The sequence below is a fragment of the Mammaliicoccus sp. Q-M61 genome (genome assembly GCF_022386055.1).
GTDB classification, from domain to species: domain Bacteria; phylum Bacillota; class Bacilli; order Staphylococcales; family Staphylococcaceae; genus Mammaliicoccus; species Mammaliicoccus sciuri_A.
Genome location: NZ_JAJNJL010000004.1, coordinates 71,581 through 91,658 on the forward strand (window position 1 = coordinate 71,581; position 20,078 = coordinate 91,658).

General features: G+C 31.4%; 21 protein-coding genes. 15 read left to right on the forward strand and 6 right to left on the reverse strand.

The annotated features are described in order from the left end of the window. Nucleotides 1-19 precede the first annotated feature (19 nt). The 9 genes from LQ677_RS07395 to LQ677_RS07435 all read left to right on the forward strand — a co-directional run bounded on the left by LQ677_RS07395 (nucleotide 20) and on the right by LQ677_RS07435 (nucleotide 10,682). Nucleotides 20-499 (forward strand): hypothetical protein, encoded by a 480-nt coding sequence (locus LQ677_RS07395; RefSeq protein WP_204168713.1) that lies wholly within the window; start codon nucleotides 20-22, stop codon nucleotides 497-499. A gap of 10 nt (nucleotides 500-509) precedes the next feature. Next, nucleotides 510-1,088 carry a hypothetical protein gene (locus LQ677_RS07400; RefSeq protein WP_204168712.1) on the forward strand — a complete coding sequence of 193 codons (579 nt, stop codon included), beginning with the start codon at nucleotides 510-512 and terminating at the stop codon, nucleotides 1,086-1,088. Beyond that, nucleotides 1,088-1,573, forward strand: coding sequence for a helix-turn-helix domain-containing protein (locus tag LQ677_RS07405; RefSeq protein WP_204168711.1), 486 nt, complete (start codon nucleotides 1,088-1,090; stop codon nucleotides 1,571-1,573). The genes LQ677_RS07400 and LQ677_RS07405 overlap by 1 nt, the downstream gene beginning before the upstream one ends. Before the next feature lie 12 nt (nucleotides 1,574-1,585). Further along, nucleotides 1,586-1,852, forward strand: coding sequence for a helix-turn-helix domain-containing protein (locus tag LQ677_RS07410; protein ID WP_204168710.1), 267 nt, complete (start codon nucleotides 1,586-1,588; stop codon nucleotides 1,850-1,852). A gap of 161 nt (nucleotides 1,853-2,013) precedes the next feature. Then, the gene (locus LQ677_RS07415; RefSeq protein ID WP_239748232.1) at nucleotides 2,014-6,441 is read left to right on the forward strand and encodes a tape measure protein; all 4,428 of its coding nucleotides are present in this window, start codon (nucleotides 2,014-2,016) and stop codon (nucleotides 6,439-6,441) included. Between the two features lie 57 nt (nucleotides 6,442-6,498). After that, entirely contained in the window at nucleotides 6,499-6,705 is a 207-nt protein-coding gene (locus tag LQ677_RS07420; protein ID WP_204173870.1) for a hypothetical protein, read from the forward strand. Between the two features lie 519 nt (nucleotides 6,706-7,224). Continuing rightward, nucleotides 7,225-7,911, forward strand: coding sequence for a hypothetical protein (locus LQ677_RS07425; RefSeq protein ID WP_204173871.1), 687 nt, complete (start codon nucleotides 7,225-7,227; stop codon nucleotides 7,909-7,911). 966 nt (nucleotides 7,912-8,877) lie between these two features. Further along, nucleotides 8,878-9,444 carry an ImmA/IrrE family metallo-endopeptidase gene (locus tag LQ677_RS07430; RefSeq protein ID WP_239723648.1) on the forward strand — a complete coding sequence of 189 codons (567 nt, stop codon included), beginning with the start codon at nucleotides 8,878-8,880 and terminating at the stop codon, nucleotides 9,442-9,444. Continuing rightward, entirely contained in the window at nucleotides 9,441-10,682 is a 1,242-nt protein-coding gene (locus tag LQ677_RS07435) for an FRG domain-containing protein (protein ID WP_239748233.1), read from the forward strand. The genes LQ677_RS07430 and LQ677_RS07435 overlap by 4 nt, the downstream gene beginning before the upstream one ends. Nucleotides 10,683-10,830: 148 nt before the next feature. Here LQ677_RS07435 and LQ677_RS14705 read toward each other — a convergent pair whose 3' ends face one another. Together LQ677_RS14705 and LQ677_RS07440 are read right to left on the reverse strand one after the other, a co-directional pair. After that, the gene (locus LQ677_RS14705; protein WP_258236944.1) at nucleotides 10,831-10,965 is read right to left on the reverse strand and encodes a hypothetical protein; all 135 of its coding nucleotides are present in this window, start codon (nucleotides 10,963-10,965) and stop codon (nucleotides 10,831-10,833) included. Nucleotides 10,966-11,086: 121 nt separating this feature from the next. Further along, nucleotides 11,087-11,587 (reverse strand): hypothetical protein, encoded by a 501-nt coding sequence (locus LQ677_RS07440; RefSeq protein WP_239748234.1) that lies wholly within the window; start codon nucleotides 11,585-11,587, stop codon nucleotides 11,087-11,089. A gap of 178 nt (nucleotides 11,588-11,765) precedes the next feature. On the opposite strand from LQ677_RS07440, the gene LQ677_RS07445 reads away from it, so the two are divergent. Together LQ677_RS07445 and LQ677_RS07450 are read left to right on the forward strand one after the other, a co-directional pair. Then, entirely contained in the window at nucleotides 11,766-12,563 is a 798-nt protein-coding gene (locus LQ677_RS07445; RefSeq protein WP_239748235.1) for a hypothetical protein, read from the forward strand. Nucleotides 12,564-12,656: 93 nt separating this feature from the next. Beyond that, a complete protein-coding gene (locus LQ677_RS07450; RefSeq protein ID WP_239748236.1) occupies nucleotides 12,657-12,794 on the forward strand; it encodes a hypothetical protein in 138 nt (45 codons plus the stop codon). A 77-nt stretch (nucleotides 12,795-12,871) separates the two neighbouring features. Here LQ677_RS07450 and LQ677_RS07455 read toward each other — a convergent pair whose 3' ends face one another. The 3 genes from LQ677_RS07455 to LQ677_RS07465 all read right to left on the reverse strand — a co-directional run bounded on the left by LQ677_RS07455 (nucleotide 12,872) and on the right by LQ677_RS07465 (nucleotide 16,549). Continuing rightward, nucleotides 12,872-13,912, reverse strand: coding sequence for an NAD(P)/FAD-dependent oxidoreductase (locus LQ677_RS07455; RefSeq protein ID WP_159315941.1), 1,041 nt, complete (start codon nucleotides 13,910-13,912; stop codon nucleotides 12,872-12,874). 824 nt (nucleotides 13,913-14,736) lie between these two features. Further along, nucleotides 14,737-15,669 (reverse strand): aldo/keto reductase, encoded by a 933-nt coding sequence (locus tag LQ677_RS07460; protein ID WP_037589370.1) that lies wholly within the window; start codon nucleotides 15,667-15,669, stop codon nucleotides 14,737-14,739. A 49-nt stretch (nucleotides 15,670-15,718) separates the two neighbouring features. Next, a complete protein-coding gene (locus LQ677_RS07465; protein WP_078355470.1) occupies nucleotides 15,719-16,549 on the reverse strand; it encodes an aldo/keto reductase in 831 nt (276 codons plus the stop codon). Nucleotides 16,550-16,751: 202 nt separating this feature from the next. Here LQ677_RS07465 and LQ677_RS07470 point away from each other — a divergent pair, with 202 nt between their 5' ends. From LQ677_RS07470 to LQ677_RS07485, 4 genes are all read left to right on the forward strand, one after another. Further along, entirely contained in the window at nucleotides 16,752-16,961 is a 210-nt protein-coding gene (locus LQ677_RS07470) for a hypothetical protein (RefSeq protein WP_025905002.1), read from the forward strand. A 180-nt stretch (nucleotides 16,962-17,141) separates the two neighbouring features. Continuing rightward, complete coding sequence (locus tag LQ677_RS07475; protein WP_025905003.1) at nucleotides 17,142-18,356, forward strand: NupC/NupG family nucleoside CNT transporter; 1,215 nt, start codon at nucleotides 17,142-17,144, stop codon at nucleotides 18,354-18,356. Nucleotides 18,357-18,442: 86 nt separating this feature from the next. Further along, on the forward strand, nucleotides 18,443-18,928 hold the full coding sequence (locus LQ677_RS07480; protein ID WP_159315806.1) for a DUF1648 domain-containing protein: 486 nt from the start codon (nucleotides 18,443-18,445) through the stop codon (nucleotides 18,926-18,928). Nucleotides 18,929-18,938: 10 nt separating this feature from the next. Then, complete coding sequence (locus LQ677_RS07485) at nucleotides 18,939-19,508, forward strand: DNA-3-methyladenine glycosylase I (protein WP_191836281.1); 570 nt, start codon at nucleotides 18,939-18,941, stop codon at nucleotides 19,506-19,508. A gap of 44 nt (nucleotides 19,509-19,552) precedes the next feature. On the opposite strand, the gene LQ677_RS07490 is transcribed toward LQ677_RS07485, so the two are convergent. Then, nucleotides 19,553-19,993 carry a MarR family winged helix-turn-helix transcriptional regulator gene (locus LQ677_RS07490; protein WP_126476710.1) on the reverse strand — a complete coding sequence of 147 codons (441 nt, stop codon included), beginning with the start codon at nucleotides 19,991-19,993 and terminating at the stop codon, nucleotides 19,553-19,555. Nucleotides 19,994-20,078: the final 85 nt, after the last annotated feature.

Here is a 20,078-nt window from a genome sequence, read left to right on the forward strand (position 1 = left end):
GCAAATATGGGAGGTAAGTATGGATAATCAACATCTTCTTGAATTTAAAGCTAATTATAAAAAAATGGTGAGTAAAGAATGGGAAGACAACTTTTTACGTTGGGAATTATTTAGAAATGAATATCTCGGTGGGGATCCAAACGTTTGTTATAACAACACGATGCTAGAAGTATTACAAGAGGTTATAACAGAGAGAGGTCTTGAACGTATAACGAAAGAAGAAATGATATCAGAATATTACACTAGGCTTAAGTTTTACGAGTACCTAGTTAGTACTAAACAAAAAGGACTTGAAGCTTATATATATCTACTAGAAGAAATGAAATCATACCCTAACATGCCAGAGGATTATATAACTTTTATAAATGAACTTATTAAAAAAATCGTACTAGTAAATGAAGAAAGTGAAAGAAATATTGAAGAAGAAACAGTGAATGAAACGCCAGAAAATAAAGCAGAAATAGAACCTGAAGAACTTGATTTTACTAAATTTCTGTGAGGTGTACTAAATGACTTATTCAGTTACTGATAGAGCGTTATTAACAAAATATAACAAAAGGTTTCAACGAGTAGTTATAGAGAATAAAAAAGCTGAAATAGAAGAATTATATCATTTGAATTGTTCGACAATGGGGATAGATGATGCTATGGGTTTGTCTACTAAAGTATTTAATACATGTGATCTATCTATTCACATTATAGAGCGTAAAGAACGTTTACAACGCAAAATTGAAGTGTTTAAACAAGCTAACGAAGATGTTGATGAAGCTTTTTATCGTTTAGGTTGTGTAAGAACAATTGATGCTATTTTGTACTATCAAAAATATGGAAAGAGAAAGATTAGTGGAGACTCGCATTTTATAAATAAATTCAAAAGAACATTGGCAGAAATACAAGACGAAAGAGAGAAAGATGAACCGATTGAAGATGAAGAAGTAAACGAATTATCAAATGAAATTCAAGGATATCTTGACTATGAGTTTAACATAGAGCCAGAAGTCATTGATTGGCGAGAAGTATATGACCATTTAAAAAATAAGCACCAATATGAGCATCATGACTTCAAACGTAGAAAGGAGGTGATTTAATGGCGAGGGTATCGTATAAAGACTGGATAACACACGAGGGCTTATCAAAGATTGAAGGGTGGGCTAGAGACGGTCTAATTGATGAACAAATAGCCTATAATATAGGGTGTAGTGTGAAAACATTATATAACTGGAAAAAGGCTCATGTACCAATTTTACAGGCCTTAAAAAGAGGCAAGGAAGTTGTAGACAGAGAAGTTGAAAGTTCTCTACACAAAAGAGCAATGGGATATGAAATTGTCGAGAAGACAACGGAAAGAGTGTTCAACAAGAAAACAGGCAAGTATGAACTAGTAGTAACTAAAGAGGTTACTAAACATGTAGCACCAGACACAACAGCGATTATCTTTTGGCTTAAAAATAGAAAATCCGAATGGAATGATAAACACTCTGTCGAACATACAGGAGACATTACATTTACTGACGACATCATGACGAACATGACAGAAGATGAATTGCGTAAGTTAGTAAAGTTAGCTGAATAGGAGGGCTGAACTATGCATAGTCCAAACATACAACCGAATAAAAATAATGTAGTAGTAGATTCAGGTCAAGTTGTGTTTAACCCTATATATGCTAAACCTGGTCCAATTAGTAAATTATTTGGAGTAGGTAGAACAACAGTGTATAGCTGGTTGAAATCGTATGAACAAGACAATTTAGGAGTTGAAGGACTATACCTCGACTTAACACCTGGACTAACGTTAATCAACATTCAAAAACTAGAAGAATTTTTAAAGAAGAAACATAAAAAATGGATATAATTGATTTTTTAAATGACAAAAAGTAATTAAGGTATTTTGAAAGTGTGGTTTTAGAAGAATAGAAGCGGTTATTGAATTGATTTTTAATGAAATTATCGCAATTAAACGAATAGGAGAAGATAAAATGATTATAAATACTCACCAAAAGGGGGAGTGTTTATATGGCAACTATTAAAGAGTTACAAGCTAAATTTAGCGCCAACCAAAGTGGAATGGAATCGGCGTTTAATGCTATTTCTAATCGATTAAATGATATTGAGAAAGCATCTGATCGTGCTGCAAGAAGTATTGAAAAGAATATGACTCGTGGAATGAATAGAGTGTTCAAAACGGGCGAAGGCTTTGAAAAGGTTGGTTCGGTTTTTAAAAATATCTCAAATAAATCAGCTGAACTAGGAACTAGCCTTACAAATAAAATTACAAAGCCTGCAATGATTGCTGGTGGTGCTTTAGCAAGTATAACCATTGGTAAAGGTTTCGGGCGTTTGGTTGAGATTGATAACGCTAAAGCTAAGTTAGATGGTTTAGGTCATAGTAGTGAAAGTGTTCAAAAAATCATGGATAACGCCTTAGAATCAGTTAAAGGCACATCGTTCGGATTAGGTGAAGCTGCTACGACTGCATCTAGTGCAGTTGCAGCTGGAATCAAACCAGGTAAAGAACTTACTAGATATTTAAGTTTAACAGGAGATGCAGCTGCGATAGCTGGTTCAAGTATGGGAGAAATGGGTTCAATTATAAACAAAGTCCAAACTTCGAACAAAGCGTATAACGGAGAGTTACAACAACTTTCTGAACGTGGTATACCTATTTATCAATGGATTGCTAAAGAGGCAAAAGTCACTGCTGATGAAGTATTTAAAATGGCAAGTGACGGAGAAATTTCAAGTAAGATGTTCTTAAATGCTATCGAAACAAATATTGGTGGCGCAGCTAAAAAAATGGGACAAAAGTCCTTTACTGCATCTCTTGCTAACATGTGGGCAGCAGTTGGACGACTTGGTGCTAGTTTCTTAGATGCTGGTGGTAAAGGTGGAGGTTTCTTCAGTAAAATGAAACCTTTAATGAATGATTTAACTACTGCTATTGACGGAATGGAAGGTACTGCTGCAAAGTGGGGAGAAACTCTAGGGCAAGTGCTTGATAAAGTCGTTAACGGTATCAAAGGTATTGTAGGATGGTATAACAGTTTAGACAAGAATACTCAAAAGCTGATTAATAGTGTGATGCAATGGGGAGCAATAACTTTAGTAACTGTTGGACCGCTTCTTACTGTATTTAGTAAATTTACAGGTATCATCGCAGGTATATTCGGACCATTCGGTAGATTTCTACAATTCTTATCTAAATTTGGTACTGCTGCTAAAAGTTCAGAAGGTGCAATTGCAGGTATTACAAAGCAATTCCCAAAAATAGGATGGACTTTAGCTAAATTAGTAAGTCCAGTTGGTCTAGTAACGTTAGGTATAGTTGCGCTAAGTACAGCATTTATTGTCGCTTATAAGAAATCAGAAACATTTAGAAATATTGTTAATGGTGCTTTAAATGGTATCAAAAAAACATTTATGACAGTATTTGATGTTGTAAAAGGTTTCTTCCAACTGTTTAAAGGAAACGGTCAAGATGGCGTGATCACATTAAGTAAGATACTGCCACCTTCAGTAGTACAAGGGTTAACAATATTCGCAGACAACGTTAAAAGTATTTTCTCTGTTGTTGTTAGTGAGGTTAAGAAGTTTGGTTTACAAATTGGTGGACAATTAATTAAATTCTGGAATGAAATGAAACCAGCAATCATGAATGGTATGAAAAACTTAGGTACATTCATACAAACGATTGGTAAGAATATCAATACAACTTATCAAAACATGAAGCCTAATTTGATTAGTTTATGGAATTTAATAAAGACTGTTTCAACAGCAATTGTAAATATCATTAAATGGATGATGCCAGTTATTAAGACAGTTATAAGAAATACATGGGAAGCGGTTAAACAAATCATTAGTGGCGCATTAAATGTCATTATGGGTGTTATCAAAGTATTTACTGGATTATTAACAGGCAACTTTAAATTAATGTGGTCTGGTATTAAACAGATATTCATAGGCGCTTTTAATATCATTGTCGGATTAATTAAATCATCATTTGTTGGTCAGATTATAGCAGTGATCATAAGATTTAGTGCTAATATAAAACGTTACTTTATCAACATGTGGAATAATATTAAAGCAACGTTTATGAATGCAGTTAATTATATTTGGAACGGTGTAAAAAATAGGTTTACTGGATTGATGAATAGTATCAAATCAATATTCACTTCAATTCGAAACTTCCTAGTTAACACGTGGAACTTTATAAAAAATAAAGTCATTAGCATTGCACAAACAATTTGGAATAATGTGCGTACTAAGTTCACAGGATTATGGAATAGCATAAAGTCGATATTCACGAGTATACGTAATTTTGTAGTTAATTTATGGAATGGATTGAAGAACAAAGTAACATCAATCGCTCAAAATATTTGGAGTAATATTAGAAACAAATTTAATGGATTGTGGAATAGTGTTAAATCAATATTCAATAAGATATACAATTACTCACGTGATACATGGATATCAATTAAAGACAAGATTACTGATTTAGCAAACACGACTAAAAACAACGTAATTAATGGTTTTGAATCTATGTACAATAAAGCAACTGAATGGATAGGCAAAATTAAGCAATTCATAATTGATGCAAAAGACGGTTTCTTTGATGTAGCTAAAGATTTAGGTAATTCAGTAGCTAATGGTGCAATCAAAGGCTTAAATTCAATGATTGATGGTGTTAACTGGTTATCTAATAAGATTATGGATAAAGACTTAATCAAGAATAAGATTGCCGAATTATCTACAGGTACTGGTGGCACTAATTCAGTTAAAACAAATTCTAAAGGTCAATTACAACAAGATACATTAGCGATGGTTAACGATAAAGGACCAGGTAACGGAAAAGGTCGTAACGGACATCAAGAACTAATCAGAGATAAAGACGGCTCATTATTTGCACCTAGAGGACGAGATGTAATACTTCCGCTTCGAAAAGGTATGGAAGTAATCAATGGGCGAGATACGCAAAATATGTATGGTGGTATACCTCGATTTAGTGCAGGTTCAGCAACTAAGAAGCAAACCAATAATAAGAGATCAGCATTTGAACAAGGTTTTGACGTAGCAAAAGCTTATTGGAATGCTGGAACAGATACACTTGCTAAAAAAGGTGGAGAGATAGCTGGTAAAGGTGTTTCTAAAGCCTTTGAAGTGTGGGATTATATTGAAAATCCAGCAGATTTAGTCCAGCTTGCTTTGAGTAAATTTGGAGTTAGTTTCGATTTACTTAAGATACCTAAAGAAAGAATTGTAGCAATGAGAGATTTCTTGAAGCATGGTTATGCAGGTCTTAAAAAAGCATTTGTTAAAAAGGTTGCTGAATGGTTTGAAGAAGCGGGTGGATACGGAAATGTTGACGGCTCAAGTATCTTGAAACATGGAATTAGTTTCGGATACAGTCCAAACAAACCATTGCCAGGTTATCCATTATCAATCAATGGTGGACGACATTTCGGTATTGATACACCACATATTCACGAAAAGATACAAGCGCCAACTGGTGGTATTGTCAGAGAGCAAAGTGATTTTGGTGGAGGTACAATCGCTCAAATTTTAAGTGGTAAAGTTGCTCAATACTATCTTCACTTAGATAGAGTACTGAAGACAGGAAAAATTAAACAAGGTGATACATTCGCTCAAACAGGTAACAGTGGTCACTATACTTCTGGTCCACACTTGCATACACAAATTGAAGACCCAGCAGCAAATGCTTTAACAAACAAGAACACTAAAGATCCAGTAGCTTTCTTAAATAGTAAAGGTGGTAAATCTGGTGGCGGCGGTTGGTTAAATGCAGTTAGAACTGCACTGAAAATTGCCAATCTACCTGTTACAAAAAGATATATCAATGCTTGGATAAAACAGATTGAAACTGAATCAAGCGGTAATCCTAATGCTATGGGTGGCAATGACGGATTAGCAGACGGAAATGCAATGGGTCTTGTGCAAGTTAAGCCTGGTACTTTCAAAGCCAATCAAGGTAAAGGTATGGGTGACATTTGGAATCCATTACACAATCTTGTAGCAGGCATGAACTATGCCAAAAAGACATATGGTTCAAGATTGTTAGGAAATATTGGTCAAGGTCATGGATATGCAGATGGTGGTATTGTGAGCATGCCTGAAATAGCTTGGCTTGCTGAAGGTGGATTTAGTGAATCTGTAATCAGTCACGATCCAGCTAAGCGTGCGAGAAATAAAGTGATTTGGGATAGAACAGGTGAAATGCTTGGATTTAGTAAAGAAGAAGAAATTCTTACAAATGTATTGGAAGTACTTAAACAAAGTAAGAATATTCAAGAGTCAAGCAGAAGAACACAAGAACAAATTGCCAGAAAAGATACTAATGTTTACATGGACGGAAAAGAGGTCGCTAAAGTGGTTAACCAAAGACAGGGGCAATTATATCGTCAAAGAAGTTATAATTTAGGTGGATAAATGATGATTGGGTACCGAAAAGTAGGTACCCTTTCTTCTTAAATAAGGAGGCTTAAAATGAATATCAAACAATTAAGAGATATAAAACAATCAGTCGAACAAGTAAAGCGTGTAATGATTATGTATGCTCAATCTGTTAAGCAATATGAAAATACTATAAACTATAATTATGAAGTGAATGAAGAAAATGAAAAGTTGTATACGATAAATAGAGAATTTAAAGAAGAAGCGGATAAACTAAGTGATAATAGCAAATTAAATTAGCTGTATTAAATAGTGTATTCGAAATATGTATGATCCATATGATATTTTTAAACTTCTTAGTAAACGCCGCTTCCAAATTAAAGATGATACTAGTGAAATGATAAATGAAGTTAGAGAACAAATGAAGTATATATAAAGTTAAAAAAGAAGCCCTTTACTATAATGTACAGGGCTTCACATTTGTGAAAGTAAGTGAAAAGTAAAATGAAACGACCAGACTTTAAGCATTATAGAAAATGATTGAATGCATAACAAGTAAAATCTTCGATAGCTAACAACACTAGTTCTTTTTACATAATTCGTTTATTATACCACCATACATTTGCTAGTGACAATGATATCAAAAACCCTCTAACAAGTGGAATGAATGTTAGAGGGAAATATATAAATTAAAAGGGGTGCTTATAGCAACTACCTATATTATACAATTATTTATATGTTAGTGACTAGGTATATAAATGAATATAGATAAATATGATTTGTTAGTATATAATTTTAAAATAGAAATGAGGGGTATTTATGGGGACGTATAAAGAATCGGATGAGCAATTTTTGTATTCATTTAATTTTATGGCAGAAGAATTGATAAAAAGAAATAATGAGCCACTCTATGAGCTATACGAGATAATAAGTTTATTCGATGGTAATTTCTTTCACGTTATAAAAGCTTATAGTCATTTTGATGATAGTTTTAATAATTATAAATTAGCAAAAGAAGAGACTTTTCAAAAATTGTTGGATACTACTTATCATGTGAATTATTGTATAAGATTGCTTTCGACTCTTGATGACATTATGAATAAATTGATTGTGAAAATATATCTTTACCATAACGAGAAAATAAAATTTGAAGGACAGAAGGCATGGGATTACACTAATTTTTACAAGAATACAGTCAAAAAAGATAAACATAACGAATTGGAATTGCCCAACATAAATACTATAAATAAATTCACAGTAAATGATAGACATATTTTCACTCATGAAGGTGTGGATTTAATAGTGGATCCAGTTATTGAGAAAGACGGAATGACAAGCTGGTATGATTTAAATGCTGAAGTAATTAGAACTAAACAGGTAGATTTGTTAGAACAATATAAATCAGATATTAATAAAGATATAAATAATATTAAATATTCTGTTCAAAAATGTAAGAGAATATTATTCCCAATGTTTGAAGAAGAAGAAAAAAGAACTATAAGATAAATAACTGGGAAAGATAATATTAGTTATTAACCAAAATTTAAGATATAATATACATATTGAGATTGATTCTTGATAGTTGAACCATTCCCTTCTCGTTGTGATTTAACTGTTTTGTAAGAACCAGATGTAATCAACTTGCTAACTAAATTCGATAATCTGTAGCAGTTCCGTTGCTACAAATTCAAAACCCTATCTAGCGTAAACTAGGTAGGGTTATTTTTTATGTAGACATCAGTTGTAAGAATAGTCAGAAAATGATAATATAAATATAGACCCTTTAAATTGTGTTTGCTCATATAAACTTTAATCTTTTAATTACAAATGTATTGAATCCTTCATCAATTTTTAGATGAGGGATTCTTTGTTTAAAGTTAATATTTTATATGTTACTATTTAAACAGACATATTAAACACAATATGACGGCGAGCCTATTCATACAATTGAGTAGGTTATTATTTTGACTAGATTATCCATAGTGATATAATTAAATTAGTTTAAACCTATTATCTCCGTTTTAGTTTTAAACTCATATTTGGTAATACCTTTTTACACCTCACTTATGTGGGGTGTTATTTATTTGATTTAATACCTAAAGTGTAGTATTACTATATATAAGCACTTATATAGTGCTGGATTTTCATATATAAATAACCATTAACTTGCCCTGTTACTTTGTGTGATGGGGTTATTTTTAAATTTTTATTGCCATATTTAGCATAATTTGGTAATTTAGTAATACAAGGAATGGCTTAATACCCGATTTAACATTCCTTATTGTTGAATGATTCTATTTTAATAAGCCACTCTAGACCTTTTACTATCATCTAGAGTGGTTTTTGTATGGAATTAATAGAAGAATGTGTCACATATTGTACGAAAAGTTTACATTTTGTAACCTTTTTTAGAACGTATGTATTGAATATGCTATATTTATAGCTTATATTTAATCTAAAGGAGGAGATAATATGAGCAAAGTAGAACAAACATTACCCTACAGACAATTGTTTAATGAATCGATACTCAGTGTTATTGGTGGAAAGTTAAATGATCAGCAACATTCAATATCGACTAAAGACTTTCATATCAAGATTCGAGATATTGTTGAAGCATTTAATCTTGAAATCGTTGAAGAAAACTTAGGTTATGATATTTCTGGTCGTCTTGAAGGGAATAAAATAATTGTTAATGAAAATCATTCTGAAAATAGAAAACGATTTACTATAGCACATGAATTTGCTCATTTTATTCTCAATCACGATGGCACTAATCTTAGAACAATAGATAAATCAAATTATAAAAATCCAGTAGATTATTCAAATGAAATTGCTGCAAATAGTTTTGCTGCAAGTATTTTAATGCCTGAAATTCAAGTTGAAACACTCTATGATACGTTTTTAAAAATTAATAATTTAGATCAAAATACTAATTTAACTTCTGAACAAAAGCGAAAGTTATATGAATATGTTTCCGAAAAATTAAAAGTATCTGAGTCAGCTGCTAGTTATAGGTTGATAAATTTAGGCTTGATATGACAAATTTAGAATTTAGTTATAGTGACATTGAAAAAAGTTATAAGGAAGATTTGTATTTTGATGTTATTAATATTGATATAAAGGTTAAAGTTCGAAACCCTGATGAAAGTAACAATACTTTATACAAAATAAAAGGAGTTTCTTCAAATACTAAATGCAATAATGAAGAACTCGCAAAAAAAGTGGGTAGTATAACTGAAAAAATAAACGTCAGATTAATCGATGACTCGCAAAAGTTTAATAATAATTGGAGTTTATTTTATTTATATAAAGAACTTCTACAACAACTTGATGGAGAATATAAATTTTCAAGAGGACAATGTACGGATTGGGAAATGTTACCTGGTATAATTAGAAAAAACACTAATGATGAACTTAAAAATAAGTTTGAAATAACCTATAAAGATATTATGTATAGGTATCCAGACTTAGTTCAGTACTATCCTGCAATTTCTGATGAAAGTAATATAAAAATGAGAGAGCAAGAGCTTGCTCATTTACAGCATTATGGTATGAAAACAAGTTTGATTGATATAACTGAAAATCCATATATAGCATTGCTATTTATGGTGTCTGATACTAGTGCTAATGACTTTGAATTTGCAACTTTAGATTTATATAACATTGATCCAGAGATACATGATAAGTTTAATTTATTTAGTAAAGTAAAACAGTTAAACACTAATCAAAGAATTATTGCACAAAAAGGAGCATTTTTAAATTTTGATAAAGTATCCTTAACTACTCCCACACCAAGTAAAATTAATAAAATACCATTAATTAGAATCAAACTTAAGATTAGCTTTAAACATTTAAAGAAAACTAAACGTTTATTAGAAAAAGAAAAAAGTCGTCATAATGAGTTAAAAGAAGAATACCTTACCATGATGGATAGATCGAATGAACAAAATGATAATAACGAAGAAATTCGTAAAGAAGATATTCAGGGGAAAATCAGAGAATACTTCGAATTAGGTAGAAGTGTAAATGCTTTAAAAAGATCAGTGAAATCTCAGAAAGAGTATTATGAAAAAATAGTCTTAAGTAGAATAAGAATGGATATAAAAAATAAATTAGCAGAATATCATTATCGTGAAAAACATTTATACCCAGATTTATATAAACATATTCAATATGTTGAGTCGGAATATGTTGAAAAAAGAATGAAAGAAAATACTAAAGCGGAAACTCGAGAAAATGTTAATGCTAAAAACTTAATTGCTAATTTCTTAATATAAATTGTTTGTATAAAGGATTATATTAATAGTTTTTACAATAAAAAAAGCCCACCTTAATTGGTGGGCTTTTTTTATGATATAATTTAATTAGGTGGAAGAGGTTAGAAGTATATATGAGGTAGACTGTTAATTACGGTTTCCTCTTTTTTTATTCTTCTATTATTTCGTCTATATCTTCAATCTCTGTAACATCAACAATTTCTTCTTCAATAATTGAATCTAATCTTTTATGAATCTCATCTTCAGTCCAACCTGTTTCTTTAAGTGGTTTGCTAATTTTCATGATGTTTTCTCCTTAGTGTGATAATTCATTATACAATATATTGATTAGATTAGTATGATTATTACTTTATCTCAATAATACAATCCATATTTAAAAAGTTAAACCCACCTTAATTGGTGAGTTATTTATATGGATGGTTTTTAATATATTCTTTTGTGTTACCTTGATTGCTACCTGCAGCAGCCATTGCTTCGTATTGTTCAACAATTTTGTAATCAAAGTTTTTACCTAGACCATTTGCAATGTTTGTACGTGCAGTTTGTATAGTGCCATCATATTCTTTTTGTTCTCTACTTCCCTCAGGTAATGCATCTCTATTAATTGTCATAAGTCTGAATGCATAATTTTTATCAGATAAGTGAGGTAAGTATTCGGGCTTTTCTTCTGACACTTCGTTGTTATCCTCTGCTATTTGTCCACTATTCATACTAGTATCGTTTTCGGCAGTTTGATGTTTTTCATTAACACTGGTTGATACATCATCCTTTTTTGCTATTGTGTTCTCATACACCATAAACGCAGCAAAAGATAATCCTATCATCAAAATAGCTATAACTAAGAAAGACATTACAACTTTTAAAATGTTCATTCTACCATTCCCTTCATTTTTTCGAACTTCCATTATTATAATTCTACTCTATCCCAACAATACAATCCATACTCAATAACACTTTTTCGCCATTCTCTAGTATCTCTAACTTGTTACGCTCACTATCAAATTTATTAATCTCGCATACTTCAAAATTAAATACATCAACTTTGATAAGAATGCTATAATACTTCTAAAAAGGGGTTATTATATGAAATTTTCATTGGAAGGTGTTCAGATACATTTTGAGAATGGAGATGTAATTAATAAATATTATATAGCCGATACTTTTTTAGCAGTTGGAGAACAGTTTAAAAATAATTTTAAGATAAAAAGTACACAAAAGATGCTTTTTTTAAAGTATAAAGCGGTTATATTTAATATAGTTACTTCAATAGTATATTTGAATAACTATATTAAATTTTCAAGTGGTGATAAAAATGACATGAATGATTACCACAAACTAATCAATATACAATCTAGTAACTCATATCTACAATCAGCATATGATAATTTATACCAATTATTAAACTTCATGACTTATGATGAATATGATAATAAAACATTCTACGAAAACGATCAAAAAAGAATTAATACCGAAATTAACTTTAGAATAAAAAATATAAAAAGAGTTCCACAAAACACGGAATTAATAAATATGCTTAACAATTATTATGAGGAACATATGAAAAAACTTAGATTTTACAATAATTATGTTAAACATAATGGACATATGGAAGAATACGAAGATGGAACAACAAGTATATTTCAGATAACTCTAGATGGTAATGATATAAAGAAATCTGTAGAAGATGGATTGAAAGATGCTATTAATGGTGTAAATCCAATAAAAAGCAAGGCAGCAAAAGGATATAAAGTAAACTTGAATGAAATGTCAGAACTTTTAATAAGTGCAATTGATGAACTTTTAAGAGTATTAGACGTTGTTATGGCATATTATATAGATGAAGTATATAAAGAACTGATAAGGATTAATAATTTATCATAGTAAAAGGGCAAAAAAAGGGCGAGTAAATGATAAAAAGGGCAAAGGTCTGAAACAACTTTAAGGGTTTCAGACCAAATAAATACTGTTAAATCAATGTTTTGGGAAACTATGAATGATTTGTATATTGATTTTATTAATGAAGTAGATCATGAGCAAGATTTATCAGATGAGGAAGTTAAATATTATTTGAAAAAGTTTCAAGAGGATTATTCAAGTATGATATGTACATAAAAATTTAGTAATTTTAACAAAACATAACCTCCCAATCTTTTATAAGGTTAAAGAGATTGGAAGGTAAATGATTCGCATTATGATTGTGCGATATATTTTTTAATAACTTCTTTGTTCTTTTCTTTGAAGACGTCGTTGTGGCTCGATACGCGACCACCTGCTTGTGCTTCAGGATCGATATAGCTTTTAGCTAAGTTTGCAGCATTTGCAGCATCATTGAAACAAGAAGCAATCAAATGAACTTTTGCATCATGTTTAAGGATATCCCCAGCACCGAATATGCCGGGTACTGAAGTTTGAGCATTTCCTAAACCTTCAATAAAGAATTCATTTACTAAGTTAACTTTAGTTTGTGCGTTATGAAGTAATTCTGATTCACGATCAAAACCATGACTAATGATAACTTCATCAACAGGTATGATTTCTTGTTCCTTTGTATCAACATGTTCTAAAACAACTTCTGTAATGACAGGTTTATCAGGATCACTGTTAAGTTGTTTAATAACCATACTTGGTTTCTTAGAGATATCAAGTTTATCTAATAATTGTTTCATATGCTCATGGCCAGAAATTTCTTCTTTTCTGTAGCAAAGCGTAACACTTTTCGCATATTCTGATAAATCACAAGCCCAGTCTAATGCAGAGTTTCCCGCTCCCGAAATTAATATGTGTTTGTCTTTAAACTTCTGAATTGACTGTACAACATAATTTAAATTAGATAATTCAAAACGCTCAGCACCTTCAATATCTAAAGTTAATGGTTTAATAATGCCACTACCAACAGCAATAATGACAGATTTTGAATGATACTCATGACCTTTTTCTGTATATATAATAAAATGTTGTTCTTCAACTTTTTTAATATCAATAACTTTTTCTTCTAAGCACACTTCTGGACCGAAATGTAAGCCTTGTTGAACTAAATCTTGAATAACTTCATAACAAGGTTTTGGCGCAAGTGCCCCTATATCCCAAATGACTTTTTCAGGGTAGACGTGCATTTTACCGCCTAATTTATTTTGGAAATCAACTATTCTAACACTCATTCCTCTTAACCCGGAATAGAAACTTGCAAATAATCCCGCTGGACCCCCGCCGATAATCGTAACGTCTGTAATATTCATCAGTCATGATTCCTCCTAATTATTTCAACTTACGATTATTATCCTATATTTGCAAATGATAATCAATATCAATAACAAAATTGTCATAATTTTTTAATTTAAATACATATGTAAAATATTTTTAGATGAATAAAAATTGGGCGAGAATATTTATGTGAATCGGGGGGTGATAGTGAGGATGTATTTGAGTATTGTCGAAAAAATGAGTCGTGTTAGGGACAGAATTCCGAAAAATGTCCGTAAGAGGGGTTGTTAGGGACATAATTCTGAGAAGTGTCCGTAAGAGGGCGCTCACCTAACTACCAGAATTCCGAATAATGGAAGTTAGCGCATTTTAATTACCAGAATTCCGAATAATGGTAGCTAGCCGATTCTAACTACCACAATTCAGAAAAATGGAAGTTAGCGGGTTCTAACTACCAGAATTCCGAATAATGGTAGCTAGCCGATTCTAACTAACACAATTCAAAAAAATGGAAGTTAGCGTATTCTAATTACCAGAATTCCGAATAATGGTAGCTAGCCGATTCTAACTACCAGAATTCAGAATAATGGTAGCTAGCCGATTCTAACTACCAGAATTCAGAATAATGGAAGTTACAGCGTTCTAACTACCAGAATTCAGAATAATGGTAGCTAGCTGATTCTAACTACCACAATTCAGAAAAATGGAAGTTAGCGCGTTCTAATTACCAGAATTTAGAAAAATGGAAGTTAGCGCTCACCTAACTACCACAATTCAGCAAAATGAAAATTAGCACACTCATACATAATGAAAGGCTGAGACAATTTTTCATGTCTCAGCCTTCTTATCATACTTATGCGATTGGGAAGAGTGATTCGATAAGTTGAATGTTCTCTTCTGTTAAGTTCACTTCTAATGTTTTTAAGTTGTCGATAACTTGTTCGCCTCGTTTAGCGCCTGGTATGATCACATCTAATGATGGTTTTGTTAAATAATATGCTAACACAATATGTGCTACGTCTACGCCATGTTCTTGTGCGATTTCTCTAAGTTTGTCTACTTTTTTAAGATTTTCTTTAAAAGCTTCACCTTGGAATTCAGGTTTTTCTGCTCGTAAGTCATCAAACGTTGTATTTTCATCATATTTACCAGCTAATAATCCTGCAGCTAATGGGAAATATGGAATAAATGTAATATCATGTTCTGCTGTATATTCCAAGATGTGTTCATTCTCACGATTTAATAAATTATATTCATGTTGAATCACATCTACATTACCATTTTTATTGGCTTCTTTCAGTTGTTCTAATGTGAAGTTAGAAACACCGATTGCTTTAATTTTTCCAGCATCTTTTAATTCTTGTAAAGCTGCAACTGCTTCGTCTTTAGGTGTTTCGTCATCTGGGAAATGAATATAATATAAATCGATATAGTCAGTTTGTAATCTTTTAAGGCTGTTTTCAACTTGTTCTTTTAAAAATTCAGGGTCGTTAGATAATTTCGTATCATCACCGTCAAAGTAGTGAGCGCCTTTAGTAGCGATCACGACATCTTCGCGATTGTATTCTTTAACGACTTCTCCGACAAGTTCTTCTGATCTTCCTGGACCATAGATGAAAGCAGTATCTAATAAATTAACACCATTGTCTAGGGCAGCTCTTACAACATTTTTACCTTGTTCTTCATCAAGGTTTGGATATAAATTATGACCGCCAACAGCATTTGTTCCTAAACCGATTGGATTAACTTCAATATTTGATTTACCTAATTTTACGCGATTTGCCATTTCAATCATCCTTTTCTCATTGTTTGTTTTAAATTTGAATAAGTTTGAATTAAAATTCTTCATAAGTTGCTGGATCTTGATCTTTAAGTCGTCCATCAGCTTTTGTTAATGCATCAATTGCGTGTAAATCTTCTGATTCTAAATAGAAATCAAACACATCTAAATTTTGTAGTTGTCTTTCATTAGATGTTGATTTTGGAATTGGAACAATACCATTTTGAACGTGCCATTTTAAAATGATTTGTGGAATTGTTTTATTATATTTTTCAGCGATTTTACCAATTTCTTTATCGTTTATAACTTCTGAAGCGCGACCTAATGGACTCCAAGCTTCTATTATAATACCTTTTTCTTGATGATATTCGAGTACATCTTTTTGGTTGAAATAAGGATGTAATTCTATTTGGTTAACTGCAGGTAGTACGCCAGTTTCTTTTTCTAATGTATCAATATGTTCTTCTAAGAAATTACATACACCAATAGATTTAATAAGGCCAAGTTTCTGTGCGTCTATGAGTGCTTTCCAAGCTTCTACATATTTGCCTTGTTTAGGGTTTGGCCAGTGAATTAAATATAAGTCAATATATTCTACACCTAATCGATAAATCGATTCTTGTATAGCAGTAATGGCTTGATCATAACTATGATAACGACCAGGTAGCTTTGATGTTACGATAATTTGATCGCGACTAACATGGCTTTCTTGTATCGCTTTTCCGACAGTACCTTCATTTTCGTAGTTATATGCAGTATCTAATATGCGATATCCGTTGTTTAATGCATTTACGATTGCATGAACACCAGATGATCCGTTCAATTTATATGTGCCGAATCCTACTTGCGGTAACACTTGTCCATCATTTAAATGATAATTTTCCATGATAAAATGCCTCCTATATAAATATAATGACTGTACACTTTTAAACTATATCATACCTCTTTTTGTAGATAGGAATAATCAGCTTATAAATATTTTTGTAAAACGTATTGAATTCATATAGTGAATGTAGTAAGATGTATCTCATTGCGCAAGATAAGTAGCTAATAGCTAGAGTCATATTATTGAGAAAAGAAGGGTTAAAATGGAGCGTGTATGTGTCATATCATTAAGCATTATAGATGCAATCATGATACTCATGTTGGTACTGTTTAATACGGCAATTATTTCTAATATTTATGTATTAACAGTTTATGCTTTAATCATGGTACTGGTTTCTGGTTATATTGTATATTTAGCTATCAGTATGAAATGTGATCAATCTATTAATCAATTTGATCAATTTTCTAAATAATTAAATTTAACGAGTAAAAATGTATATGATTGAAAATTCGACGAATAAGCCATTATGGTTTGTTCGTTTATTTTATTTAAAAAAATCGTAAATAGTATGTAAAAATGTAGTAACATACTTTTACGTTGCATGTTATAATAATGGTGCTTTTAATTAAACGAAAAGGGTGGACAATAAACAATGTTTTTAATCATCAACATAATTGGTTTGTTGGTATTCATTGGTGTCGCTTTTCTTTTTTCTAGAGACAAAAAGAATGTTGATTGGAAATCAGTCTTAATACTAATTGTTATTAACTTAGTATTAGCATGGTTCTTCACACAATTTTCTTTCGGGGCGAGATTCGTTAAAGGTGCGGCTGACGGCGTATCATGGCTTTTAGAATCTGCTTTTTCGGGAATTGGATTTGCATTTGGTAGCTTTACAGCACCAGGACCAGGGAAAATGGATATGGCAGTTTCAGCGTTACTACCAATTTTACTAGTTGTACCAGTATTTGATATTTTAATGTATTTAGGTATTTTACCGAAATTTATTTCAATGTTAGGTTGGGTTATTTCAAAAGTAACAAGACAACCTAAATTTGAGTCATTCTTCTCAATTGAAATGATGTTCTTAGGAAATACGGAAGCATTAGCGGTTTCATCTAAACAATTAACATCTATGAATAAAGTCAGAGTACTTACGCTTGCAATGATGTCTATGAGTTCTGTATCAGGGGCAATTGTTGGTGCGTATGTCACAATGATACCAGGAGAATATGTATTAACGGCAATACCATTAAACATCATTAATGCGATTATTGTAACAACAATTTTAAATCCATTTGATTTAGACCCAGAAGATGATGTTGTGGCTGAGATAGACGAAGGGGAAAAACAGCCATTCTTCTCATTCTTAGGGGATTCAGTTATCAATGCAGGTAAACTTGTATTAATCATTATCGCATTTGTTATCGCATTTGTTGCGATTGCAGACTTGATCAATAAATTACTAGGTATTATGGATCCAATTCCATACTTACCAAACATAAGATTAGAGTATATTCTCGGAATCTTCATGTTCCCATTTGCAATTTTACTTGGTATGCCAGTTGGAGAAGCATGGGTAGTTGCTCAACAAATGGCACTTAAGATTGTAACAAATGAATTTGTTGTCATGAGCACAATCAGTAAAGAAATAAGTGAATATTCAACACATAGAGCAGCAGTAATTAGTACATTCTTAGTATCATTTGCTAATTTCTCTACTATTGGTATGATAATAGGTACTTTGAAAGGTATCGTCAAAGAAGATGTATCTAATTTCGTATCTAAATATGTACCAATGATGTTGTTATCAGGTATATTAGTATCACTGTTAACAGCAGCATTCGTTGGATTATTTGCTTGGTAAGTTCAATAAACACTTTTAAAGTTAAATTTAAAAGCAACAAGCACATTTAATGTACTTGTTGCTTTTTTTATAAAGGGGGATATATCATGCTCAAAAAAGTATTAGATATATCGAGTATTGTTTTGTGGTTAATTTCTGTCATATTAATATTGATTAACTTTGCCGATTTACCGGATAAAATACCGAGTCATTATAATTTTGCTGGAGATGCAGATGCATGGTCGACGAAGACTTTTATATTCTTTATGCCGGTATTAGGATTATTGATATGGCTTATGCTTCATTATTTAGTCAGCAATCCAAAGTTAGATAAATACATACATGTTCCATCACTTTATGGTCAACCAAATAAAGCCCAAATAGAAAATGCTAAATTATTAATTTACTTTATTAAATTTGAAATGATGGCATTATTTACATTTCTCGTCATTAAAGACTTGTATACGGCACTTGGTATGCCTTTTAAATTGGGTGTTTGGGAATCGATTATTATTTTAAGTGTGTTAGGCTTGACGATTATCATATTTATGGCTCGAAATCATATGTTAGATAAAAATGAAAATACGAAATGAGTGAAGATAAATGTCTGAATGTACTTGGCCAAGTAGTGATTTAATGAAAAAATATCACGAAGATGAATGGTGTAGAATTAATAAAAATGATGATTACATCTTTGAAATGTTATCATTAGAAGGTGCGCAAGCTGGTCTGTCATGGGAAACGGTTATTCAAAAGCGTGAAGCCTATCAAGCAGCTTTTAAACAATTTAACATTGATCGATGCGCAGCGTTAACAGATGAAGAATTAGAAAGCATTAAAACTGAATATAATGTCATTAAACATATAGGTAAGATAAAATCCGTAAAGAGTAATGCATTATTAGTTCAAGAAATACAACAAACATATGGTAGCTTTGCTGATTTTCTTTGGTCATATGTAGACGACGAGCCAATTATAAATGAATGGCATGACATGTCAGAAGTACCGGCAGAAACGGAGCTTTCTATTAAACTAAGTAAAGACTTAAAAAAATTAGGATTCAAATTTGTTGGACCTAAAATTATGTATTCTTTTTTACAAAGCATCGGTATTATAGATGACCATCTCATCATCTGTCCATATCACAGTTATAATAGAAATAAAAAGGGTTAGGACAATCATTAAAGCTTGTCCTAACCCTTTATGTTATTTCAAAATTATGCATCTTTGTCATTATTAAGATTTGTTTGAATAAATGATTCTACTGAATCTCTTAATTCGTTAAATTGCTCGGTATCCATGTTCAAACCTTTGAATGTTTTATAAATTTCCTCTAAGATTTGACCTTGTGTTTCGACACCTGATTCAGTAAGAGAAACACGTAAGTTTCTTTCGTCATTAATCGCTCTTTCACGATTAACGAATCCTTTTTCTTCAAGTTTCTTTAATAACGGTGTTAAAGTCCCAGAATCTAAGTATAGTCTGTCGCCTAAAGTTTTAATATTGATTACTTCGTTTTTATCTATAGCTACAAGAACGATATAACCTGTATATGTTAGGTTATATTTCTTCAATATCGGTGTATATTTTTTTATAAGCTCTTTTGACGCAACATATAACATGAATCCAAGTTGTTTGTTGATTGGTGGTATATCCATTTCATTATCCTCCTTACGTCAAAATTAAGCCTATTATGAAATGAAAACAAAGTCAAGCTATTTACGAAATGTTCATAAAATAGCA